General features: G+C 41.9%; 17 protein-coding genes and 1 riboswitch. Of the genes, 14 read left to right on the top strand and 3 right to left on the bottom strand.

Annotated elements, in window-relative coordinates; translation table 11 throughout:
• The first annotated feature begins 29 nt into the window (after positions 1–29).
• From BK127_RS33340 to BK127_RS33355, 4 genes are all read left to right on the top strand, one after another.
• Positions 30–341, top strand: a complete 312-nt coding sequence (locus BK127_RS33340) for a YbjQ family protein (protein WP_076236415.1) — start codon at positions 30–32, stop codon at positions 339–341.
• 16 nt (positions 342–357) lie between these two features.
• Positions 358–1,311 carry a Rossmann-fold NAD(P)-binding domain-containing protein gene (locus BK127_RS33345; protein WP_076236416.1) on the top strand — a complete coding sequence of 318 codons (954 nt, stop codon included), beginning with the start codon at positions 358–360 and terminating at the stop codon, positions 1,309–1,311.
• A gap of 309 nt (positions 1,312–1,620) precedes the next feature.
• On the top strand, positions 1,621–3,228 hold the full coding sequence (locus BK127_RS33350) for an S-layer homology domain-containing protein (RefSeq protein ID WP_076236417.1): 1,608 nt from the start codon (positions 1,621–1,623) through the stop codon (positions 3,226–3,228).
• 89 nt (positions 3,229–3,317) lie between these two features.
• Positions 3,318–3,396: riboswitch (ZMP/ZTP riboswitch) on the top strand.
• Between the two features lie 58 nt (positions 3,397–3,454).
• A complete protein-coding gene (locus BK127_RS33355) occupies positions 3,455–4,054 on the top strand; it encodes a DJ-1/PfpI family protein (protein ID WP_076236418.1) in 600 nt (199 codons plus the stop codon).
• A gap of 191 nt (positions 4,055–4,245) precedes the next feature.
• Here BK127_RS33355 and BK127_RS33360 read toward each other — a convergent pair whose 3' ends face one another.
• On the bottom strand, positions 4,246–5,346 hold the full coding sequence (locus BK127_RS33360) for a hypothetical protein (RefSeq protein ID WP_076236419.1): 1,101 nt from the start codon (positions 5,344–5,346) through the stop codon (positions 4,246–4,248).
• Positions 5,347–5,384: 38 nt separating this feature from the next.
• Entirely contained in the window at positions 5,385–6,239 is an 855-nt protein-coding gene (locus tag BK127_RS33365) for an ion transporter (protein ID WP_076236420.1), read from the bottom strand.
• Positions 6,240–6,899: 660 nt separating this feature from the next.
• Between BK127_RS33365 and BK127_RS33370 the strand changes: the two genes are divergently transcribed.
• The 3 genes from BK127_RS33370 (at position 6,900) to BK127_RS33380 (ending at position 9,274) form a co-directional block, all read left to right on the top strand.
• Positions 6,900–8,186 carry an IS110 family RNA-guided transposase gene (locus BK127_RS33370; protein ID WP_076236421.1) on the top strand — a complete coding sequence of 429 codons (1,287 nt, stop codon included), beginning with the start codon at positions 6,900–6,902 and terminating at the stop codon, positions 8,184–8,186.
• A 273-nt stretch (positions 8,187–8,459) separates the two neighbouring features.
• Complete coding sequence (locus BK127_RS33375; RefSeq protein ID WP_076236422.1) at positions 8,460–8,978, top strand: hypothetical protein; 519 nt, start codon at positions 8,460–8,462, stop codon at positions 8,976–8,978.
• A gap of 131 nt (positions 8,979–9,109) precedes the next feature.
• A complete protein-coding gene (locus tag BK127_RS33380; RefSeq protein ID WP_179097693.1) occupies positions 9,110–9,274 on the top strand; it encodes a hypothetical protein in 165 nt (54 codons plus the stop codon).
• A gap of 114 nt (positions 9,275–9,388) precedes the next feature.
• Here BK127_RS33380 and BK127_RS33385 read toward each other — a convergent pair whose 3' ends face one another.
• Complete coding sequence (locus BK127_RS33385) at positions 9,389–10,558, bottom strand: benzoate/H(+) symporter BenE family transporter (protein ID WP_076236461.1); 1,170 nt, start codon at positions 10,556–10,558, stop codon at positions 9,389–9,391.
• A gap of 236 nt (positions 10,559–10,794) precedes the next feature.
• Here BK127_RS33385 and BK127_RS33390 point away from each other — a divergent pair, with 236 nt between their 5' ends.
• The 7 genes from BK127_RS33390 (at position 10,795) to BK127_RS33420 (ending at position 21,162) form a co-directional block, all read left to right on the top strand.
• Positions 10,795–12,891, top strand: a complete 2,097-nt coding sequence (locus tag BK127_RS33390) for a beta-galactosidase (RefSeq protein WP_076236424.1) — start codon at positions 10,795–10,797, stop codon at positions 12,889–12,891.
• Between the two features lie 2 nt (positions 12,892–12,893).
• A complete protein-coding gene (locus BK127_RS33395) occupies positions 12,894–14,012 on the top strand; it encodes a type I phosphomannose isomerase catalytic subunit (protein ID WP_076236425.1) in 1,119 nt (372 codons plus the stop codon).
• Between the two features lie 448 nt (positions 14,013–14,460).
• Positions 14,461–15,345, top strand: coding sequence for a carbohydrate ABC transporter permease (locus BK127_RS33400; RefSeq protein WP_144026646.1), 885 nt, complete (start codon positions 14,461–14,463; stop codon positions 15,343–15,345).
• A gap of 12 nt (positions 15,346–15,357) precedes the next feature.
• Complete coding sequence (locus BK127_RS33405) at positions 15,358–16,182, top strand: carbohydrate ABC transporter permease (RefSeq protein ID WP_076236427.1); 825 nt, start codon at positions 15,358–15,360, stop codon at positions 16,180–16,182.
• 130 nt (positions 16,183–16,312) lie between these two features.
• Positions 16,313–17,650, top strand: coding sequence for an ABC transporter substrate-binding protein (locus BK127_RS33410; protein WP_076236428.1), 1,338 nt, complete (start codon positions 16,313–16,315; stop codon positions 17,648–17,650).
• Between the two features lie 103 nt (positions 17,651–17,753).
• A complete protein-coding gene (locus BK127_RS33415) occupies positions 17,754–19,535 on the top strand; it encodes a cache domain-containing sensor histidine kinase (RefSeq protein ID WP_076236429.1) in 1,782 nt (593 codons plus the stop codon).
• Between the two features lies 1 nt (position 19,536).
• Positions 19,537–21,162, top strand: a complete 1,626-nt coding sequence (locus BK127_RS33420; RefSeq protein WP_076236430.1) for a response regulator — start codon at positions 19,537–19,539, stop codon at positions 21,160–21,162.
• The last annotated feature ends 55 nt before the right edge of the window (positions 21,163–21,217 follow it).

Genomic DNA, 21,217 nt, shown 5'->3' on the forward strand with positions numbered 1-21,217 from the left:
ATAACAAGACCAATTGAGGAGGATAATTTATGATTATAACCACTACACCAACTATTGAAATTTCCCCGATCAAGCAGTATCTGGGCATTGCCACCGGTGAAGTCATTATGGGAGCCAACGTATTCAGAGACTTTAAGGCTTCGATTACTGATCTCGTAGGGGGGCGCTCACGCGCTTACGAAGGCAAACTTCAGGAAGCGAGAGATGCGGCATTTGCTGAGATGACCCAGAAAGCTTCGGGGATGGGAGCTAATGCGATTGTCGGAGTCGACATTGATTACGCAGTCATTCGCGATGGCATGCTGATGGTCGCCGTAAGCGGGACGGGTGTGATCGTGTAAGCCGCCTCACGACCTGATGCATCCGATTCTTGAGAAACAGGGTGTGAAATGGGATGAAGCGACCGGAACTGTCAGCGACGCCAAAAGAAGGTCTCCCCTTGTCCCATTAACTGAAGCTAAGCAACCTCCAAACGCCGCTATCATTCAGATCAGGGCATTTAGAGCAGGCCGCGCAATAGGAAACGTTCTGGTTGAGAGATTAATAAAAGTAGGTATGGATGTCATCGCTTATTCAGGGTCACAACACAAGTTGTCCCGTATGAAAGAAGCTTTCGATCATTCCCCGCGTTTGCTTACGGTGCAAGGAGATGTTCGAAATGCAGACGAAATGTTTGTTGCTGCAGACGGAGTCGACGTTATTTTCTGCGGCATATATTTGACTTATGATGAGAATGCAGAAAAGGTACAACAGATGCTCAAAGCAATCGAGACAGTCTCATCCCGAACAGGCGCCAAAGTTGTTATCATAGAAGGTGTTTATCGTCCTTCAGGTCAGAATAAACTGCTGCTGGCCAATTTCGATCAACGTTATTTACATCTGAATAGTCCTGAGTTGTATGGGGCGGGAGCTTCCAATACGATCTTTTATTATTCACTCAAGAAAATCGCAAAAGGGCAAAAGGTGAAGGTTCTAGGTAACCCCTCTGTTAAACGGGAGTATCTGTATCTCAATGATGCCGCACAATATGCGGTGGAGCTTGCTTTAAAGGAATCTTCTTATGGTAAGACTTGGCGTCTACGCGGCGGCCCGACCGTTTCTACAGAAGCGTTGCTAACCATAGCTGCTTCTACCGTTAATATCGCGCCCCGGTTCGAACTCATCAGCGATTGGAAACTGCGCCTGCTTCGAGCGTATGAGCCGAGATCAAGAGCATTATTAGATCGCTATGAAAGTAACAAGAATACGAACTCGAATATATTGGAAGCGGTCAGGTTACTACTCATGAAGCTGCTATTGCTGAAACAATAAACGGTATTATGGCGAGGTAATATCAGTCCACGATGCAAAAAGGATTAGTAATCAGTACTACTGGAATCATCGTTCTCGTTTTAATCGTCTATAATCTTTTCGACTAAGTTAAAGCACAAAAAAGGAGGTTCGATTGATGGATGCACAAAACAAAAAAACTTGAGTATCAGTATTGTCGTAGTGGTAGTCGTCACTCTATTTTACATGTGGAACTAATTGATATTGATTAATCAATAAATATGAATTCATAATTATTGGAAAAAAACCGATATATAAACAATATCAATTTAAAGAAGGAGTATTTTTGTAATGAATATGAAAAAACTATTATCTACAATGTCAGCTCTAGTTATTTTTATTAGCATGTTCCTAATTCATTCTCAATCCGTCTCAGCAGAACCATCAAATGATAGCGGTTATTCGGACGGCACTTTCAAACCGGATACTCTCATAACAGAAGAAGATTTTTTAACCATGGTTGTACGAGCGCTTAATCTTCCGATCCGTACACAACCATCCGATGCCTCGTTGTTTCTTCCATACTACGATGCAGCTAGGAATGATGGAATCTATTATGATGATTACCGAAGTGATTGGTCAAATCCCATTATTCGCGGAGATGCTGCCCAAACCTTGGTCAGAGCAACCCAAGCCGCTGAAAAAAATCGAATGCTTGCCAGGGAACGATCTCAGCAGGAAGTTTTGAGGATGAAGCCTGATGAGTTAAAAACTCTTCAGAACCTTCCGAATTTTAGAGGGATGGCTATCGGGAATATAAATGATGTCAAGGAGGTTCCCCAGTTAATTAAAGAACTGCGAATGTATCAGAATGATTTAATTGCAAAGTTCAAGGCCAATAAAACGGAAGGGACCTACTGCATTGTCGAAAAGGATAAGTCTCAAACCTGCTACTTACGTTCTGAGGCTGTTTACGGACAGGCGGTTGCGAAGTACATAGAGTTTCTACAATCTATTGTTCTGGAAGTGGAAGAAGCCGAAAAGAAGTACACTTACGATAAAATAGTATTTGAAGCTGCTAAGCGTGGCTTACTTACCGGGGTAGATGCGGAAGGCGAGCTTGCCCTTAGCTCTCCCCTGACCCGTGAACAAGCAGTAGTAAGTATTGATCGAATGCTCGCATTTAATCAAGGAGAAATTCTTCCTGTTGATAAGCATGCGATGTCGAGAGCTGAAGTGTTATGGCATGGGACAAATGTATTTACGATGTGGCCCAGATATTTTCCCGAAAAGTTTATAGACTCGTTTGATATCCATAAAGGCAAGTGGGATTCGGCAGACGGCATATATCATGAACAATTATTGGAGTTTATCGTTGTAGATGTAGAGGACCCTTATGATCCATTCAGGTCTGAAACCGAAGGGATGCTGTTCGATCGGAAGGTTTACGATTCAAACGAGAATCGATATAAATTACAAAAGATATCAGCTCCGCTTCAATCTTATATTTCCTATTCCAAAGTAAAACAAGAACTAACGGAACCGTATCCATGGTTGTATAACTCTGATGGAGGTAAGGCGCATATCAGTATCAGCCCCATTGATGAAAGCAGTAAAACTAATGAAGGTATCGTGTTTAACAAGTCGGATAGCTATATCCCACAGGAAAGCGATGATCACATCGTATATAGCAAAAGCCAAAACGGACAAAATGAACAAGACCTTAATATAAAAAGAGGTTATAATCCTTCCAAAACGGTTCTTCAAGCTGGAGAGACTTATTACTGGGTTGCCGGTCAATTGCACCCTAAAGGCGATATGAGCGCAGGCATTATATCCTATATTACCTATATGCCAAACAGCTACTATCGGCAACAAATCTATGGAAAAAACGGTGGGAATGCGAGTGTAACATTAATAAGTGCCAAGCCTGACTTTGAGGTACATAACGAGAGATAAATTGAATTAGTATTACATAATAAACACCAAGAAACATAATTTATCGTTGAAATATTCAAATGCTTCTGATATAAATGATTTAGGAATAACTTGGTATGTGTCACTGGCGTAACGTAGGTAACTACGAGGGAGCACATATTTCATAAGCCGTACGCCTGGGCAAAGTATTTGATCTTAGATCAGATGCTTTTTTTATTTCAAATTATGAAAGGTCAGGTGCTTAGGGATGAAGATGGCCTACATTCTGTTTGACAAGATGACAACGTTAGATTTTGTTGGTTTTTACGAAGCGGTATCTTGGTTAAGCATTCTAAAAGCCAAAGAGGGAGTAACGTGGGATCTTTGTTCGAACAAAGAGGAAATTACTGACGATCGGGGTATGACGATTAAAATCAAGCATGTTAACCCAGATTTATCTGATTATGATTTGATATTTATTCCTGGTGGTATGCCCACTAGAGAACTGCAATATGATACAGAATTCGTTTCATGGATCCAAAGTGCACGCGATGTACAGTACAAAGTATCTGTCTGTACAGGTGCATTGCTTTTAGGGGCCGCAGGGTTCTTACATGGGAAAATGGCAACAACGAACCCTTCTGCCTACGAATTGTTGACTCCTTATTGCTCACAGGTTATTAAAGCCCGCATAGTACGGGACGGGGATACTTTTACGGGTGGCGGTGTTTCAGCTTCTATTGATTTAGGCTTATACCTTATTGAATCTTTAACAAATGCGGATATGACGAAAAAGGTTCAAAAGCTGATGGACTATCCGTACTATCGAGCAGGAAACTTATCTAATATTTACATGCCTAACGAATAAAACGCATAGTAAATTTTCCATATACTAGGCCGCAGCTTTTGAAGTAACGGGCAGCAGAGTTTACAAAGCTTATTATAATAGGGCTTATAAGTATTTAAAGTTTCATAAGGAAAAGAGCAATCTACATTATTAACTTGTGGGTTGCTCTTTTCTATTACGAATGTCGATCGAAGGTTACGAATTGTGATCCCTTAAGTATTCAAATAAGTACAGAACGGTAAAATAAGAGATAACAATAAATAGCCGACCGTAATCGAGAAAAATACCACTTTATCGAACACCATCGATAATTCCGGTTTTTCTTGTCTTCTATAAAAGTTATAGGACAAAATGGATGCTACCACAATTAAAAAGACCGAAATCAATGACGATAACGTAAGGATATCCAAAAGTCCAAAGGTGCCTCCGTTTGCTGGAACGAGGGAATTCACAACATATGCGTTGGCAACTACGCCAAAGAATGAAGCGCCACCTAAGCCTGTTCGTGCATCGATAAGATCCGGTTTTGTCCATAATACTATTAAACCCAGAGCAACTGATAATAAGTACGGAAAAAATATTTTGAAATAAAAGCTCCAGTCGGTTCTATTCATTGAAATAGCTATCGCATATTGAGAGAATACCCGGTTTAAGCCGTTTGCATTGGGCGAACTAAAGGTGGATTTATACTCATGTGGTTTAACCACATTCTGAAAATTAGTGACACGATAACCGGGAATTTTCACTCTGGAGCTGATGGCTGAGTTATCATCCACAACATAGTTTAATGCTCCTCCATCATTTTTCTTATCTTCAATATAGATATTAAGCATATGATCTTCAAGTGAAAAACGCGTAGTATCGAAAACCTTATCTAATGTAACGGTAATTTTGTAGCGCTGGTAATTGTTACCATCGTCTAAATAATGCTCGCTTGAAAGTTCCTTTGAATCCATTTTTCCACCTATAACCTGAAAGGTTTCACCCGGATTCAGATCTTTATTACCCAGCCATGAGAACCAGATGTAGAGATCAGCAGAAAATGTCGAATCTGCAATAGAAACATTATGTATGTTCTCCAGGTAAGAACCAACCTTAACCTCATTAAAGTTAGGTTTTTGAGGAGGATATTTAACCTCTACCTTAGTGATATCCATACGGTTTTTGTGATCCAAAAACGATTGTTCTCGTGCGTTTGACATAAATAAACCGAAATAAACGGTAAAAGCTACGTATATGGCCAGAATAACAATAGCACATAGGATCAATCCTGTTTTCTGTTTTTTTGTGATTTTCATTAGTTTTTCTTGCACGATACCACAACTCCCCAAGTTTGTTCGCATTTTCTATATTAATTAACTGATTTATATTTCCGTTCATTACGTTCATTTCGTTCTTCCAATAACAAATATTTCAACTCCCGAACCTCGTCCCGCAGCTGTTGAATTTCCGATGTGTCTTCCTTAATATCATGCACGTCCTTTTCGATACCGGCTATGTCTTCCTCGACATCTGCAGGAATATTGGCTGCATTATTAACAATCTCACCGACTACCAGATTCAGCATAACGAAGACGGCAAGAAAGATGAACGTAACAAAATAAACGAGGGAAAGTGGACTGTTCTCCGCAATCGGCCGATAAATGTTAGCCCAGTCATCGAAAGTAGCGATTTGGAACAGGGTAATCAGCGACGCAGACAGATCTCCAAAATAAACCGGTGATAATTCCGCGAAGAAGGTGGCGCCGACAACTCCATAAATATAAAAGACAATAATCATCAATAAGGAGATACTTCCAATAGTAGGAATCGCCATAAACAAGGATGTAATGATTCGACGCAGCGAATGGATAGAGGAGATCGTCTTCAGGATCCGGAGTACCCTTAATATTCGTAATACACTGACAAATTGAGATTGCATGAAGGCGATACTGGCCGCGACAACTATAAAATCAAATAAGTTCCATCCATCTTTGAAATATTTTCTTCGGTGCACAATCACTTTTAATATAACTTCCAAAGTGAATATCCCTAAAAATATTAAATCAAATTTTTCAAAAAGAGATTCATATGCACTATTAATGGAAGGATAAGTCTGCAATCCGATAACAATGGCGTTTAAGAAAACACAGAGCAAAATAAAGTTGGTGAACAACTTGCTTTGAACGAACATTTTGAGACCTGATGATTGATGTTCTGAAACCATGAGTTATGTGAACCCTCTTTTCTTATAAATGTAGTGAGCTTTTAATAAAAAGTAATATTTTTCATTACTATACTAGTCAAGCTAGTGCGAAAACGCATGTAACTAAAGTTATAAGAAATGTTAATTAATTGTAAAGGGGGGTAAATAGGTCCGAATTCCTATTTCAGTCATCTATTTTTCTGTGTTATTACGGATCACTCACCGAAGAATGAGGAGTAAAAGCAGGAAAAGAAACTTTTGGGGCGAACAGGGATATCTAGTCAAGGGCAGGCAGAGTAGCCACCAGTTAAGATCATTTTCGATTCGAAGGAGGAATTCAGTGCCTTTAGGAGTAAGATCCATGATCTTGAGAGGTCAACTCTGAATTTGAGTTAAATATACTTTTAATCTGAAATGAGAGAGATGAGAATGTAAATTATGCGTAAATCCATGAAGTATTTGATTGCATATTATATGCTCTTTGTCATTTTGTTCTTTCCTCTGTGTTATCTATATAATCAGATTGATTACTTCATCCTTAAAACTCAATTAAAAAGGGCAGCATTCCTATTATGAAGAAATACGAGGTTTGAGAAATAAAAAGACTCCTTGGTATGATGTATATGGATCCCAGATGCTGGCCAGCGTCGGATCCAAAAACAAAGTCAAGGAGACTACAACATGCATTCTACTCAAAATGAAAGAATTAATCAAATTACTTCTTCTACTTTAATTATCGGAGTCGACATCGCAAAATTCAAACATGTGGCAAGGGCCCAAGACTACCGCGGAGTCGAGCTCGGGAGGCCGATTACGTTTGAGAATAACCGAGAAGGCTTTGAATTGTTTGTGAGATGGTTCCGGAATATTGCGACGGAGCAAGGGTTCGTGGACGCCATTGTTGGCATGGAACCCACCGGCCATTACTGGTTGAACCTCGCATATTACCTGGGAGAACAACAAGTATTATGTGGCGTGGTTAATCCGCTACACGTGAAGAAAAGCAAAGAATTAGACGACAATTCACCGACCAAGAACGACATTAAAGATGCCAAAGTCATCGCACAGCTTGTCAAAGATGGGAGATATGCCATTCCTAATCTTCTCCACGGCAAATATGCCGAACTAAGGGAAGCGATGAAAATTCGCGATCATCTGTCGACTGATCTGCGAGTGGTGCAAGGCCGGGTTCATAATTGGTTGGATCGGTACTTTCCAGAGTTCCTCACAGTGTTTAAAGATTGGGAATGCAAGTCTGCACGCCAAATGCTTAGCCTTTGTTTGTTGCCACATGAGTTGGCTGCTCAGTCAGAGGAGGCTTTGTTAAGGCATCTTAGAGAGGTGGCTAAGCGAGGTCTCGGCATGGAACGTATGAGGTGTTTGAAAGCAGCTGCAAGCCGTTCTGTTGGCATCCGAGAAGGTACAGAATTAGCAAAGCTCGAACTTAAGCTGCTGTTAACACAGTACGAGTTGCTTGAAAGTAAGTTTGAAGAGCTTGAAGAAAAGCTGGATGAGCTCTTAGAGCAAATCCCTCATGTAAAGCAAATAATGGCCATTAAAGGTATGGGTCGGGACAGCATAGCCGGATTCCTAGCTGAAGTTGGCAACATTGAGCGTTACCGGCATCCTAATCAAATCATAAAGCTAGCGGGCTTGAACTTAAAAGAAAACACGTCCGGTAAACACAAGGGACAGACAAAGATCACCAAGCGCGGTCGTAAGCGGCTACGAGCACTGCTATTTCGCGTCATAATGCCACTGGTGGCTAAGAACCGAGCATTCAAGGCATTACATCAGTACTACACCAAACGGCCAGATAATCCCTTGAAAAAAATGCAGTCGCTCATTGCGCTATGCAATAAGCTGATTCGAGTTCTCTTTGGTGTCCTTAAAAAGGGGCATAGGTTTTGTGAAGAAAAGATGTTACAGGATATCCCCCGATTCACGGAAGTGTCATTAGCAGTTTAGATTCAATGTTTTCATAGAAGTCGAACAAATTAAAAGGAACAGACAATTGAAGCACGGACGAGTCGGAACAGAACTTACATACGGACGAAGATCCTGTCGGGCAGCATATCCGACCTCCACCTCATGGACAGGTTGAATGAAGGAATGTGGGAGCGAAGACTCTGTGAGACATGGGAGGGTTGACCGCCATGAGCCATGTGGAGATCCAAAGGTGCGATCATATATTTCCAGAATCTCCACTTTTTAAAACGAGTGGTCTAGGTGGGTGTATTTTTGCGCTTTCCTCACCCCATATTTTACACTTTCTACAACTTTGTTCCATGTGCTGATTGTCTTTCACGGAAGAAAAACGTTCAAAATCTAAGAAAACAAGCGTATTTAAGAGGAAAGCGATTCTCCATAGAGGGAGTAGTCGTTCTATTAGAAAGTAACTGTAAAGAAAGAGTCAATGTTCTACATGTAGAGATAAAAAATGAATGGTTTGCTGGGACAGTATGGAAAGCAGAAACTGACAGTCCATATATAACTAAGGTATCTGGTCGATATACGGATAATGGAGTATCTGCTGATTTACAAAGTTTGTATGCAAAGGAAAGCGAAAGAAGTATATGTAATTTTAATAACAACGATCTCTATTTTTTGGATCGATTTAATAATGAATTCATCCGAAGTAACAATACTATAAAACCAAATAAAATTAGTTTAATTGGAATTTCACTAATAACCTTTGGTTTAATCATAGGAGTTGTCATATTTGCACTAATAGAATTGAGAAGTAAAAGTAGCAGATAATTGTGGGAATAATAAGTAATCAATCATGTAGAGGATCCTTACCTATGTGAGGATTTTTTGATGTTGCGGACTCCAACTTATCGATCCGTAAGGATGCTGTGTATTACTTGAATCAATGGCATGACGATCAGATGAAAACAATGCCGTTTGACACAGATCCTTTGTGGACGGTTATGAAGGAAGGCGGCCCCTTCCATGCCAAGGGCTACTTGAAGGACTACGCACTTAGGCTGGAACAATCGGAACGGGGACATGCAATAGAAGAACTGAGACAACGACATCCTCGGGAGTTTTAAGAGGTAGCGCACAGCACAAAGAAGGTCACGACATTTTGTGTGACCTTCTTTGTGCTGCTCATGCTGCTGCAATCTGCTCCAGGCGTTTCGTGAACCTACCTGGACTTTTTCGGCCTATGCCTGATCTTCTTTGAGCTTTTCCTTACTAAACTTACCTTCACCCAGTAATTTTGCTGATATCACACCTACCAGCAAAGACCATACCGGAGCGGAAATACCAAGAAAGGAGAGATTCGATATGGCGATTACAAAAACAAACAAGATGGATAATTGATATGAAGGCTCAGAAAAGGAGGATCGCAAGCTGTTTAACAAAACTCCCAAAAGAGCAAAACCAGAAAGCAATGTAATAAATGAGGAAGGGAGCAGCTCAATAATAACGATCATTTTCCACGCAAACAATCCAAACAATGCCACTAATCCACCGGAAACTATGGCTGCCACCAGCCGTTTCTCTTTCGGGCCCGCTTCATCGCTACTGCAAAGCGCAGTCATCATCCCACCTATATTTACTGCATGTCCCCCAAATAAACCAACAATTAACGTGCCTAAACCCGAAAAAACAAGTGTTTTATTGACGGGTGGATGATATCCATTTTTTTTCAGGGCGGCTAAAGCGACCGCGATATCATTACTTAAAATTAATACAGCTAAGGGAATCGCAATCGTGATAAAGCTATTCAATGTAAAGGCCGGCAGAACAAGCTGAGGCAAACTAAATTCAGTCTCTTGAACAATTGGAAAATCGTAACCTATGAAAAGTCCTAAGACACCAAAAATAAGTACACCTAATAATGGAGAGATCCATTTAGATATTCTAGGTCCGATAAAAAAGCCCAGAATGGCCAGTCCTCCTACGAGTGGAGACTCTTTAAAAGCAGGAACGATATGAACAACATAATTCAGAATAAGACCCGCGAGCATGGCATCAATCATCGGTTTGGGTATGAACGTCAATACTTTATTAAATAATCCCGAAAATCCGAATATAATGATAAGTCCACCGGTCATCATGAAGCTGCCAGACAATTCATTTACTGTAAAATTAGCTGCCACTGTACTTAAAAAAGCGACGGCTGTTATGGAGTGTGCTCCGCCAAAAGGGATCTTGTACTTGAGAGACAAGGCGATGTTGAAAACACCACCGATAAAGTAAACAACGAATATCCATGAAATCAGCTCTGATCGGTTTAATCCAATCATTTCTGCACATTTAATGACCAGAATCGCACCACCAGTGCAGGCCATTAAAGCGGACAGGATACCAGCCAAAACGTTTTGCATGTTCAAAATGGAAGCTACTCCTTCTCTTAACCTGTTGTATAGGAATGTGTTATATAGGCGGTTATGATTCCTTAACTATATTAACTTAAAAAAGATCATCAGTAACCATCCAATATATGAATTTTTGAAGTGGTATAAATTTTTTGGATTTGGTCATGTTCCTTGCTTATCAGTCAGAAGCCTGACATTTATAATTGAACAATGACTATCAATATGATGAAGGTAGGGGAAATATAATGAAATCCTTTCCGTACGGATCCGTGCTCAAGGTACAACGGGAATTTACGCTTGAAACGATCAAAAAGAAATTGGATGATATGAGTCAATGTGGAATGAATTTTGTCGTCATTTGGCCAGCTGTTTTTTGGTGGGAAAATAAAGCTAATGCGAATTACCCTTTTCAAACAGGGATCGAGATTCTTAAGCATGCGGAGCAAATCGGGATGAAGGTTATTATGGAGCTGGCCGGGCAAATTACCGCGCTGGAATATGCGCCTGATTTTCTGATAAGGGAAGAATATTATGCTACCAAAGCGAATGGAACCGTGGATAATGATAAAATTATTTTCGATTATTTAAACTACAACCATCCTGAAGTGAAGCAGCTGGTTAAGAAAAATTATACCGATGTGGCCAAGGCTTATAAAGGATATGCAGCTTTATACGGCTACGATATTCTGAATGAGACGATGTTTACCTCGTATGATCGTTATACACTGCAGCTGTTCCGCAGCTGGCTGGAGGAGAAGTATGGTACAATTGACCGGTTAAATGAAGTATGGGACCGCTCGTATTATGATTGGCAACAAATTGAGTTCACCTATTGGCTATGGGCCAGCGTAATGCCGTTTGTCGATTGGGAGCAATTCCGCAAGGCTAACGTCGGCATGATTTTGAACGAGTGGAAAGGCTATGTGAAATCCGTTGACCCGGATCGTCCGACGATTGCCGATAATATCAATTCCATGATTGCTACGGATAATTTCTATACGAGACCGCATGATGACTGGAACGTTGCGGAAAATGTGGACGAGTACGGGATCTCATTTTATCCCAAAGAAAATTTAACAGGCCAGCCGCATTATAAGCGTTGGGAAACGTTTGTTGGTGTACATTCTGCTACAAAAACAGGCCGTTTCTGGATTTCGGAGCTGCAAAGCCATCATCGCAACATGTTCAATCCGAATAGTATTGTATATCCTTACGAGCTCAAATGGTGGAATTGGGAAGCTATTTCTCACGGGGCCAAAGGCATGATATATTGGAAATGGGATCCATTCATCAAAGGCATTCAAACAGCGGGTCGGGGATTAGTAGATACGCAGGGTGGGTTCACGCCAAGAGCGCATGCAGCGGCTGAAATTGCCGATATTCTCGAAGCACATGCCCATGAATTTACAACTTATGAGCCTGAGCAGCCGCGTGCGGCTATTCTCTACGATAAGCTGACCCATGACTTTACCAAAGCCTTTACGCTTACGGTGCCTAAAGAAACGAATATTTATATCAATTCCATTGCTGGCTTGTATGAAAGTTTATGGGAGCTGAATATTCCGGTTAAATTTATAACACCTGAAGATGTGAAGAGTGGAAAAGTGAACGAGTTCCAGACGTTGTTCCTGACAAATCAACTAGCGATTGGGCCTGAGCTTGCAGCTGCAATCAAGGATTTTGCAGAGCAGGGCGGCACGGTTATCGCGGATGGTAAATTTGGCGAAATTCGTGAAGACAGCATCCTGAATGAGGAATTGCCGGGCGGAGCGCTGAATTCAGAGCTTGGCTACCGTTTCGTGGATATTGATCCACTGAACCTGCAAATCTCACTTGACGCAGATGGAGATAAGACAACGGGGATACCTGGATATTTTGAACGGAAAATCCTGAGTATTGATAATTCGAAGGCAGAAGTATGGGGCAGCTATTCCGATCATCATCCTGGAGTACTGTGCTCGCCGATTGGTAAAGGCCGAATTATTTATATTTCCACAATGCTTTGGTATGGTTATCATATGGAACCCAATCCCGATGTATTGAAATGGGTTCAGCAGTTGGATGCCAAGTATTCGCTTTCCCTGCATGCCGCCGCTGACTCCCGATTGAAAATATGTACATTGCGAGGGGAAGACGGGCTCTTGTTGTTCGTATTCAACTACACAGACGAGGCCGTGGAATCGGAAGTGGTATTGAACGGAATCAGCTCGAAGCTTGAATCTGCTTCCAACATCACTAGTGGCAGCGCCATGGATACACGTCAACAGCAGGACCAAGTCGTATTACCTGTAGCTTTACAGAGCAAAGATGTAGCGATTTACAAGCTTTCATGGAGGGGATAACGATGTCCGAAACAAATTTCGACAAACTGGCTTTGCAGCCTATTTTGCTGCAAGCCAATCGGGTATGGCGCACGTATTCAGGCGGCAAGCTCATTGATCAATGGCAGGGCAATGATCATCCTGAAGACAGCAGCTTTCCAGAAGAGTGGGTTGCTTCTGTAGTGAAAGCTACGAATGTCGGACGCGAGCATATCCAGGATGAGGGATTAAGCACACTCAAGCTCACCGATGGAACAGAAATTACCTTGCAGGAAGTCATCGATTCCAATCCGGAAGCGTTTCTGGGCAAGACTCATGTGGAAAAACACGGGTCCCGCACAGCGGTACTGGTCAAATTGTTAGATTCCAGCGAGCGGCTGACGATTCAGGTACACCCGGACCGCGAATTCGCGCAAACGATGTTCAATTCCCATTTCGGCAAAACGGAAGCCTGGTATGTGATTGGTGGCAGACAAATCGATGGGGAAGAGCCTTATGTTTTGTTTGGCTTCAAGCCTGGGATGACAGCGGAGAAATGGAAGGAGCTGTTCGAGCGGCAGGATATTCCCGGTATGATCGATGCTTTGCACCGGATTCCGGTGCGTGAGGGTGAGGTCTATCTTGTCGAGGGCGGCGTACCTCATGCTATTGGCATCGGCTGCTTCCTTATTGAAATTCAGGAGCCTACGGATTACACACTGCGTACGGAGAAAGTGACTCCAAGAGGGAATATTGTCCCGGATCAAGCGTGCCATCAGGGGCTTGGTTTTGAAAATATGCTTAATTGCTTTCATTATGATGCTTATTCCCTGGAGCAAATTAAAGACAAATGGTTCATTGCTCCAACCCAGCTTCAGGAAACAGCCGGAGGCAGCTTAACGGCACTAATTAAGGAAACCGATACAGACCGCTTCACCATGAATCGTCTGAACGTCGTGTCCGAGTATGCTTACGAGAATGACGGGACGTTTGCGATTGCCATTGTTGTACAAGGAAAAGGCAAGCTGCTATGGGGATCAGAAGAAATCAGCATTAAACAGGGGAATACTTTTTTCCTGCCGGCCTCCTTATCTTCAGTGAAATGGATCAGCACAGATGAATCACCCTTGGAGGTCATTCTTTGCTACCCTCCCAAGCCATGATTCATTGAATCACGGTTCAAAGCTCCCATAGTACAAAGATTTAAAGCTCTCCTGGACGTCTAGGAGGGCTTTTTTATACGCTGCGTTAGGCTCACGTTAAATCACTACAAAGGATTTCACGGTTTTGAAAATGTACGGCAGATCAGCTCTTACGTTTAAAAAGTGACAGACAGCAAAAAGGATGAATAGAGGACAGGGGTGTGGGGTGGAAAGTTTACGGGCCGTCTTTGAAGTCGTGTTCCCACCGCTTAGTCTAATCCATGGAACACGACTTCAACAACGGCTGCAACCCCATACCCATGTCCTCGCCAACGCACCAAAGTATGGGTTTAGACAAGTAAAAGTATAAATTTTTTCAAACCTGTCACTTTCAACGCTTATGGACAATCCTCGTGTTCCGTATACTAAAGTCAATGAACATCAATTAAGAAAGGAAAGGCTGAAGTCCATGAAAAAAAACAATGTCTCCGAAACCATAACGGGTTATATATTTATCGGCCCACTAGCGATAGGACTGCTTGTACTGACACTGATTCCCATTATTATCTCCATCGTCTTGAGTTTTACAAGCTGGAGTTTGGTTCAAGGGTTGCAGGGGATTCAATTTGTTGGATTGAAAAATTTTGTCCAATTGTTCCAAGACCCTGTATTTCTTAAATCGCTCAGCAATAATTTCATCTTTATTCTTGTCGTACCGGTGACGATGATTAGCGCCCTTCTCCTTGCTGTTACTATTAACAAGAATGTATATTGGAAAGACTTGTTCAAGGTCGTTTATTTCATGCCTTATATCTCAAGCATCGTAGCGGTAGCGATTGTATGTCAGGTGCTCTTTCATCCAGAGTACGGGCCGATTAATGAGACGCTAAAAGCTATTGGAATAGCCAATCCGCCTAAGTGGCTTGCCGATCCTCAATTTTCACTGCTTACGATTATGGGGATCACGGTATGGACCGGGGTTGGGTATAATCTGATTATTTATTTGGCAGGTTTGCAAAGCATCCCGAAGGATTTGTATGAAGCGGCCGATATTGACGGGGCCAACTCGATCGTCAAGTTTTTCAAAATCACGCTGCCGTTATTATCGCCAACGACCTTCTTCCTGTTGGTAACGGGCATCATTGGCTCTTTTAAAGTGTTTGATATTATCGTTGTTTTAACCGGCGGAGGTCCATCCGATTCCTCTTCCATGATGGTATTTTACTTGTATCAACAAGCTTTTATCAATTTGAAGACGGGGTATGCATCCGCAGTATCAGTTGTTCTTCTCGTCTGTGTATTGATCATCACCTTGATTCAATTTTTCGCCCAGAAAAAATGGGTCAATTACTAGGAGGTTCGCTGCATGAATCTTAGCTTACGCAAATCCAGCATCACCTTACTGATGTTGATTATAGGTATTCTGTTTTTGTTTCCATTCTTTTGGATGATTTCTGCTTCATTCAAGCAGGAAACGGAAGTATTCAACTTCCCGATCGAATGGATTCCGACGCATTGGAACGCGGTGCAAAATTACACGCAGGTATGGTTAAAAACCCCATTTGCTCAATACTACGGGAACTCTATCCTCGTGTCCGTGTCAACGACAGCTTTATCCGTTTTTATTTCATGTATGGCGGCCTATGGATTTACTAAAGTCCATTTCAAAGGAAGAGAAGTCATTTTCCTTATTTTGTTAGTCGTTTATATGATCCCGCATCAAGCCATACTGGTACCACAATTTATTATTTTTCGTTGGTTAGGTTTGTACGATACACACATAGGGCTCATATTTTTGAATTGCTTCAGCGTACTGGGAACTTTTTTACTCCGTCAAGCTTTCTTAAGTATTAATGATGAATTTATAGAATCGGCCAGAATGGACGGGGCAGGTCACTTTCGGATCTTTACCTCGGTCATTGTGCCTTTGGTGAAGCCGGTCGTAGCGACTTATGCGATCCTGAGATTCATCTGGACCTGGAACGATTATCAGAACCCGTTAATCTTTTTGAATTCCAAGCATTTGTTTACCCTTCAGCTGGGCATTCAATCGTTTGGTAATGAGAACGGTCAATTTTACTCGTTGGTGATGGCTGGAGCCGTATCGGCTATTCTACCACTGCTGATTGTGTTTATTATTGGTCAAAAGCATGTCATTGAAGGTATTTCTGCAGGTGGCGTGAAGGGATAAAAAGTACATTCAAGTAAAAATATTTGCCAACAGGATAAAATTGTTGCTTATGTAGATATTTTCCGCCGGCTATAATGAAGTTGCTGCTGGATCTTACAAAATTGAATTCAAATAAAGGGGATACATTCAAATGAAAAAGACAAGTGCTTTGCTGCTTACCAGTGCAATGATGGCTTCGTTGTTAGCAGGCTGTGGAGAAAAGCCTAAGGAAGAGCAGGCTGCTGCAGGCGCTGGCAATGCGAAACAGGTTAATCTTAAGGTTTACACCTGGTTGTCTGAAGAAACGGCTCATTGGAGCAAGATTATGCCCGAATTTAATAAAGAATATCCGAACATCAAGGTTGATGTAAATATTCTATCCTCCAAGGATGATGCTCATGAAGCAATGAAAAAGCTGGACTTGGCGGCGGCTTCCGGTCAACAAATGGACGTTGTCATGCTGAATGACTCAACTGGATATACGCAGCGTGTGAATGCAGGAATGCTGGCTCCGTTGGACGATTTTTTGAAAACAGACGGAATCGACTATGATAGCGAATACAAGGCTACAACTCAAATCAACGGTAAATATTACGCGCTTCCAGGCAGATTGCTTACCTGGTTTGTGATGTTAAACAAACAAAAGCTTGATGAAGCAGGCCTTGCGGTTCCCAAGGAATGGACCTGGGATGAGTTCATGGATTATTCCAAGAAGCTAACCAAAGGCGAAGGCCCGTCCAAGCAATACGGAACGTATTTCCACAACTGGATGCAGTACATTACTTTGGCAAACGTGAACAATCCGACTAACAACCGTATCGTAACCGCGGATGGCAAGGTTGAAATTAATAACGATCGCATCCGTAAATCGTTGCAAATTGCCAATCAAGTACAGAACGTGGACAAAACGGCTCATTCGTATGCAGATGTTATTTCGCAAAAATTAACATACCGTAATGAATACTTTGGTGGTAAAGCGGCGATCATACCGACAGGAAATTGGATGATTACGGAAGCGGCAGGCAGTGAAACGATCCCGGCCAAATTTGTATCCGTGTTTGCTCCATACCCCAAATTTTCCAAAGACGATCCAAACGGACAAACATTGGCTACGATTGATTATATTGGTGTAGCTGCAAGCTCGAAGAACCCGAAGGAAGCTTATGAGTTTACTCGTTGGTTTACGACCAAAGGTATCCTGGCTTCGGAGGCTATGATCTCATCATGGACGAAAGCAGATTTAAACAAAATGATCGACGGCTTGATTAAGACAGGTAAAAATCCGGAAATGGTCGATAAAGCCTCATTGGAATATGTGATGAACAGTGCGAAGCCGGTTAAAATTGTTGCTCCTCCAGCTTATATCAGCGACGCGGAAAAACGGTATACCTCGGAAGTAGAAAAATTCCTGTTGGACAAGGTTGATCTGGAAACGACGATTAAAAATGCGGAAAAAGCTGTAACTGATGTGGTTAATACCAATAAATAATTAGGTGCAGGGTATGATACAATAGATCTATCAGAAAAATACAAGCCGTGGAGAGTGATTTACTCTTCACGGTTATCCTGTTTTACGCAAAGTAGGGATGGAATTGAACTCATTATTTAAAAAGCTGTTCAAATTGTCTCTGAGACAAAAAATTATGTTCTCCATTATCGCTTGTCTGATCGCTCCTCCCATTATTGCCATCCAGGTATCCGATTATTTTACAAGAGATGTACTGCGTGAGCAGGCAGCCACGAATGCTCAGGAATCATTGGATGTTGCGAATTTATATGTGACGGACCTGTTGAATTCCATGATTTATATGACCAATAACATTCAATTTGACAATGAAACTGCAACCGTCATGAAAAAGCTGGGTCAAGAACCGTTTGATCCCTCGTTAATCGTGATGGAAGGTAAATATATAACGAATAAACTGGAGACGCTCGTGTTCTCCAAGGATCATATGTATATCTCGGTCCTGCTGCCCAATGGGGCTTATTTTACGAATTATTCGGGCTCCGAATTCAATCCGCTGCAGTTTCGTTCCGAGCCCTGGTTTGCGAAGCTGGATTCCATGACCGAGTATGATATTCACTGGGTGGGAACACACCCGAACTATATTGGCTCAAGAACGAAAGCAAGCCCTAATCTGGTAACCATGGCAAGGGTACTCAAATCAGGCAGCTCCAAGCCCTATGCTTATATTGTTTTAAGTGCGGAGGAGCAGATGATCAGCGATTTTTTCAACAAGTATGCTCCAACGCAAAAAATGATGTTAACGGATTCAGCAGGCACCATTCTTGCAAGCACGGATAACCAGCAAATAGGAACGGTCTTTTCACAGATGGAAGCTACGGATCAATCGAAAACCAAATTTTTAATGGTGGACAACCAGGAATATATATTATTAAATGAACCGCTTTCGATTTCGGGATGGCATCTGATCAGCTTGGTGTCTTACCAAACGGCGATTGAAAAGATTCAAAATATTCGTAAAAACGATTATTGGGCTCAATTTGTTTTTTTGCTTATTTTTATTGTATTCCTGTACTTGATTATTAACCGAATTACGAAACCGCTCGTTGTATTGGCGAGGGTAGCTGCCAGTGTTAAATTAGGAACGCTGAATGTCAGAGCGGATATTCGAGGCACGGATGAAATAGGCCGGCTTGGACAGGTGTTTAATCAGATGCTGGAACGCATTGAATTGATGATAGAGCAGATCACGGAGGAGCAGACGCGTAAACGGATGCTGGAGCTGGAGCTGCTGCAGGCGCAAATCAATCCGCATTTTTTATTTAACCTGTTAAATTCGATCCGGATGAAAATCCGAATGAGAGGGGACCGGGAAAGCGCCGATCTCATTACATCACTCTCCAAGCTGCTGCGTATGACGATCAACCGCAACAATGAGTTTTTGCCGGTGGATGTGGAAGTAGATACAGTTCGACATTATGTGAAGCTGATGAATGTTAGACATAATCAAAAAATCCAGTTTGAGGAGTCCATCGTACCGAATGTGCTGATGGAGGATATCCCTCGATTTACGATCCAGCCTTTTATTGAGAATGCTTTTATACATGGGTTAAATCAGAAATACGGCCACATCATCTTGTCTATATGGAAAGATCAAACTTATTTAATCATATCCGTGTGGGATGACGGTGTGGGCATCGATGAAGAAAAAATGGATGAACTGAAAAAATCATTTAATCGCGAAGCGAATGACTCCAAGAGCCGAATCAATGGGATTGGATTGAAAAATGTCCATGACCGTTTGGCCTTGATTTATGGTCCTTCCTTTCAAATGGATATTCAAAGCGATGCCAAGAGCGGCACGGAGATTACCATCAAGCTTCCGCTTCGGGCAAAAGGGGAGGATTAACTTGTACAAAGTACTGTTGGCAGACGACGACTATCCGGTAATCGAGTTTTTGAGACAAGAAATCCCTTGGGTTGAACTGAATCTGCAATGCATCGGATATGCAGAGGATGGTTTATCGGCACTGGCCAAAGCACAGGAGGAGATGCCTGATATTTTGATTACCGATATTGGCATGCCCGGAATGAATGGCATCGAGCTGATCCAACACTTGAAGCAGCTCAATCCCAAAATGCGTACAGTCATTTTGTCCTGCCATGATGAATTTCAGTATACCCGCCAAGCGGTTAAGCTGCATGTACAAGATTATGTGCTCAAGGAATCGATGGAAATTGAAGAGATGGTCGATATTTTGAAAAAGCTGCTGGTTCAAATGGATGAGGAACAGAACGAAACCCGAAGAAACCAAGGGATGCTGCTATCCTTCAAGCAAAATCAGGATACGCTGAAGGAGAAGCTGATCAGCAAGCTATTACATGCTCCGATCTTTGATGAAGCCGAATGGCATCGGGAGTTTGACAAATTCGGTATTGATTTTTCAACTAAAAAATACTTCTCCGTCATTTGCTACATCAATCAATATGACATGCAGTTGAAACGGTTCCAGTCCGAGGAAGTGCTTGTATATGCGATAAGCAATATCATCGATGAAATTTTGCATAATAATCAGGATGCGGTTTGTTTCCGTTTAGGCTCCAAGGAACTATTGTTTCTGTTTGCCGGGACTAGAATGACCGGGAATCAGGTTACGGATTTCGATAAGAAGCCCTTACAGGATATTCAGTCAGCCATTCATAAATATATAAAAATTGATGTTTCTTTTATTATGGGGGAGCATTACAGCAGCAATATTAAAGTGCTTAAAAGGGAGATCAATGTCTTAATGGAGTTGTCCCTTCAACGGTTTTATTTGGCTGATAGGGTGGTCATCCGAATGGAGCAGCTAACCGTTCCGTTTGCCCGCGAGGATATTTTCCAGTATTACTCGGAAGTCTCTGATGCCTTCGGGAAGCTGTTACTTGATGAAGCTGTGGAACTGATTGATGAAACGATTTCGGAATGGTTCCGTTTCTTCATCGAACATCGGTTTCATCCTGAAGAGCTGAAGAGTTTCATTCTCAGACTGGTGATGGACCAATATGTGAAGGTCAGATCCTCAGCACAATATTTTGATTTTGAAATGTCGAAGGAGCTGCTGCATCAAGCTGTTTTATCTGTCGAATCGGTCTACGAATTGGAAGTGTGGCTGACTTTATTTTGGAAATCGCTGCTCGAATCTATTTCGACGATGTCCAAACGTTCCAGACGTATGGAAATCATTAAAGCACAAAAATATGTGCTAACCCATCTTGACCAGAAAATTACTTTGGAGGAAGTTTCGGAATTGCTGCATTTGAATCCGGCCTATTTCAGCCGTTTGTATAAAAAAGAGACACAGGAGAGCTTTATCGGCTATGTCACCCGGATGAAGATGGAGAAGGCTAAGGAATGGCTCGAAACGACAAACAAAACGGTAGAGGAAATATCGGTTCAGCTTGGCTATGAGAATAAAAGCTACTTTAACAAATGCTTTAAATCAATTTACAAAATGCCACCTTCTTTGTTGCAGCAAAATCTCGGCTTGAAATAAGGGTGGATTACTTGCTTGTACCGCAGCGCGGCGGCCTATCTGGATTGATGTGACC

This window comes from Paenibacillus sp. FSL H7-0331 (genome assembly GCF_001956045.1).

Coding starts and splice junctions, on each gene's coding strand:
- BK127_RS33340 (WP_076236415.1), top strand. CDS start 30: ATGATTATAACCACTACACCAACTATTGAAATTTCCCCGATCAAGCAG.
- BK127_RS33345 (WP_076236416.1), top strand. CDS start 358: ATGCATCCGATTCTTGAGAAACAGGGTGTGAAATGGGATGAAGCGACC.
- BK127_RS33350 (WP_076236417.1), top strand. CDS start 1,621: ATGAATATGAAAAAACTATTATCTACAATGTCAGCTCTAGTTATTTTT.
- BK127_RS33355 (WP_076236418.1), top strand. CDS start 3,455: ATGAAGATGGCCTACATTCTGTTTGACAAGATGACAACGTTAGATTTT.
- BK127_RS33365 (WP_076236420.1), bottom strand. CDS start 6,239: ATGGTTTCAGAACATCAATCATCAGGTCTCAAAATGTTCGTTCAAAGC.
- BK127_RS33370 (WP_076236421.1), top strand. CDS start 6,900: ATGCATTCTACTCAAAATGAAAGAATTAATCAAATTACTTCTTCTACT.
- BK127_RS33380 (WP_179097693.1), top strand. CDS start 9,110: ATGAAAACAATGCCGTTTGACACAGATCCTTTGTGGACGGTTATGAAG.
- BK127_RS33385 (WP_076236461.1), bottom strand. CDS start 10,558: ATGCAAAACGTTTTGGCTGGTATCCTGTCCGCTTTAATGGCCTGCACT.
- BK127_RS33390 (WP_076236424.1), top strand. CDS start 10,795: ATGAAATCCTTTCCGTACGGATCCGTGCTCAAGGTACAACGGGAATTT.
- BK127_RS33395 (WP_076236425.1), top strand. CDS start 12,894: ATGTCCGAAACAAATTTCGACAAACTGGCTTTGCAGCCTATTTTGCTG.
- BK127_RS33400 (WP_144026646.1), top strand. CDS start 14,461: ATGAAAAAAAACAATGTCTCCGAAACCATAACGGGTTATATATTTATC.
- BK127_RS33405 (WP_076236427.1), top strand. CDS start 15,358: ATGAATCTTAGCTTACGCAAATCCAGCATCACCTTACTGATGTTGATT.
- BK127_RS33410 (WP_076236428.1), top strand. CDS start 16,313: ATGAAAAAGACAAGTGCTTTGCTGCTTACCAGTGCAATGATGGCTTCG.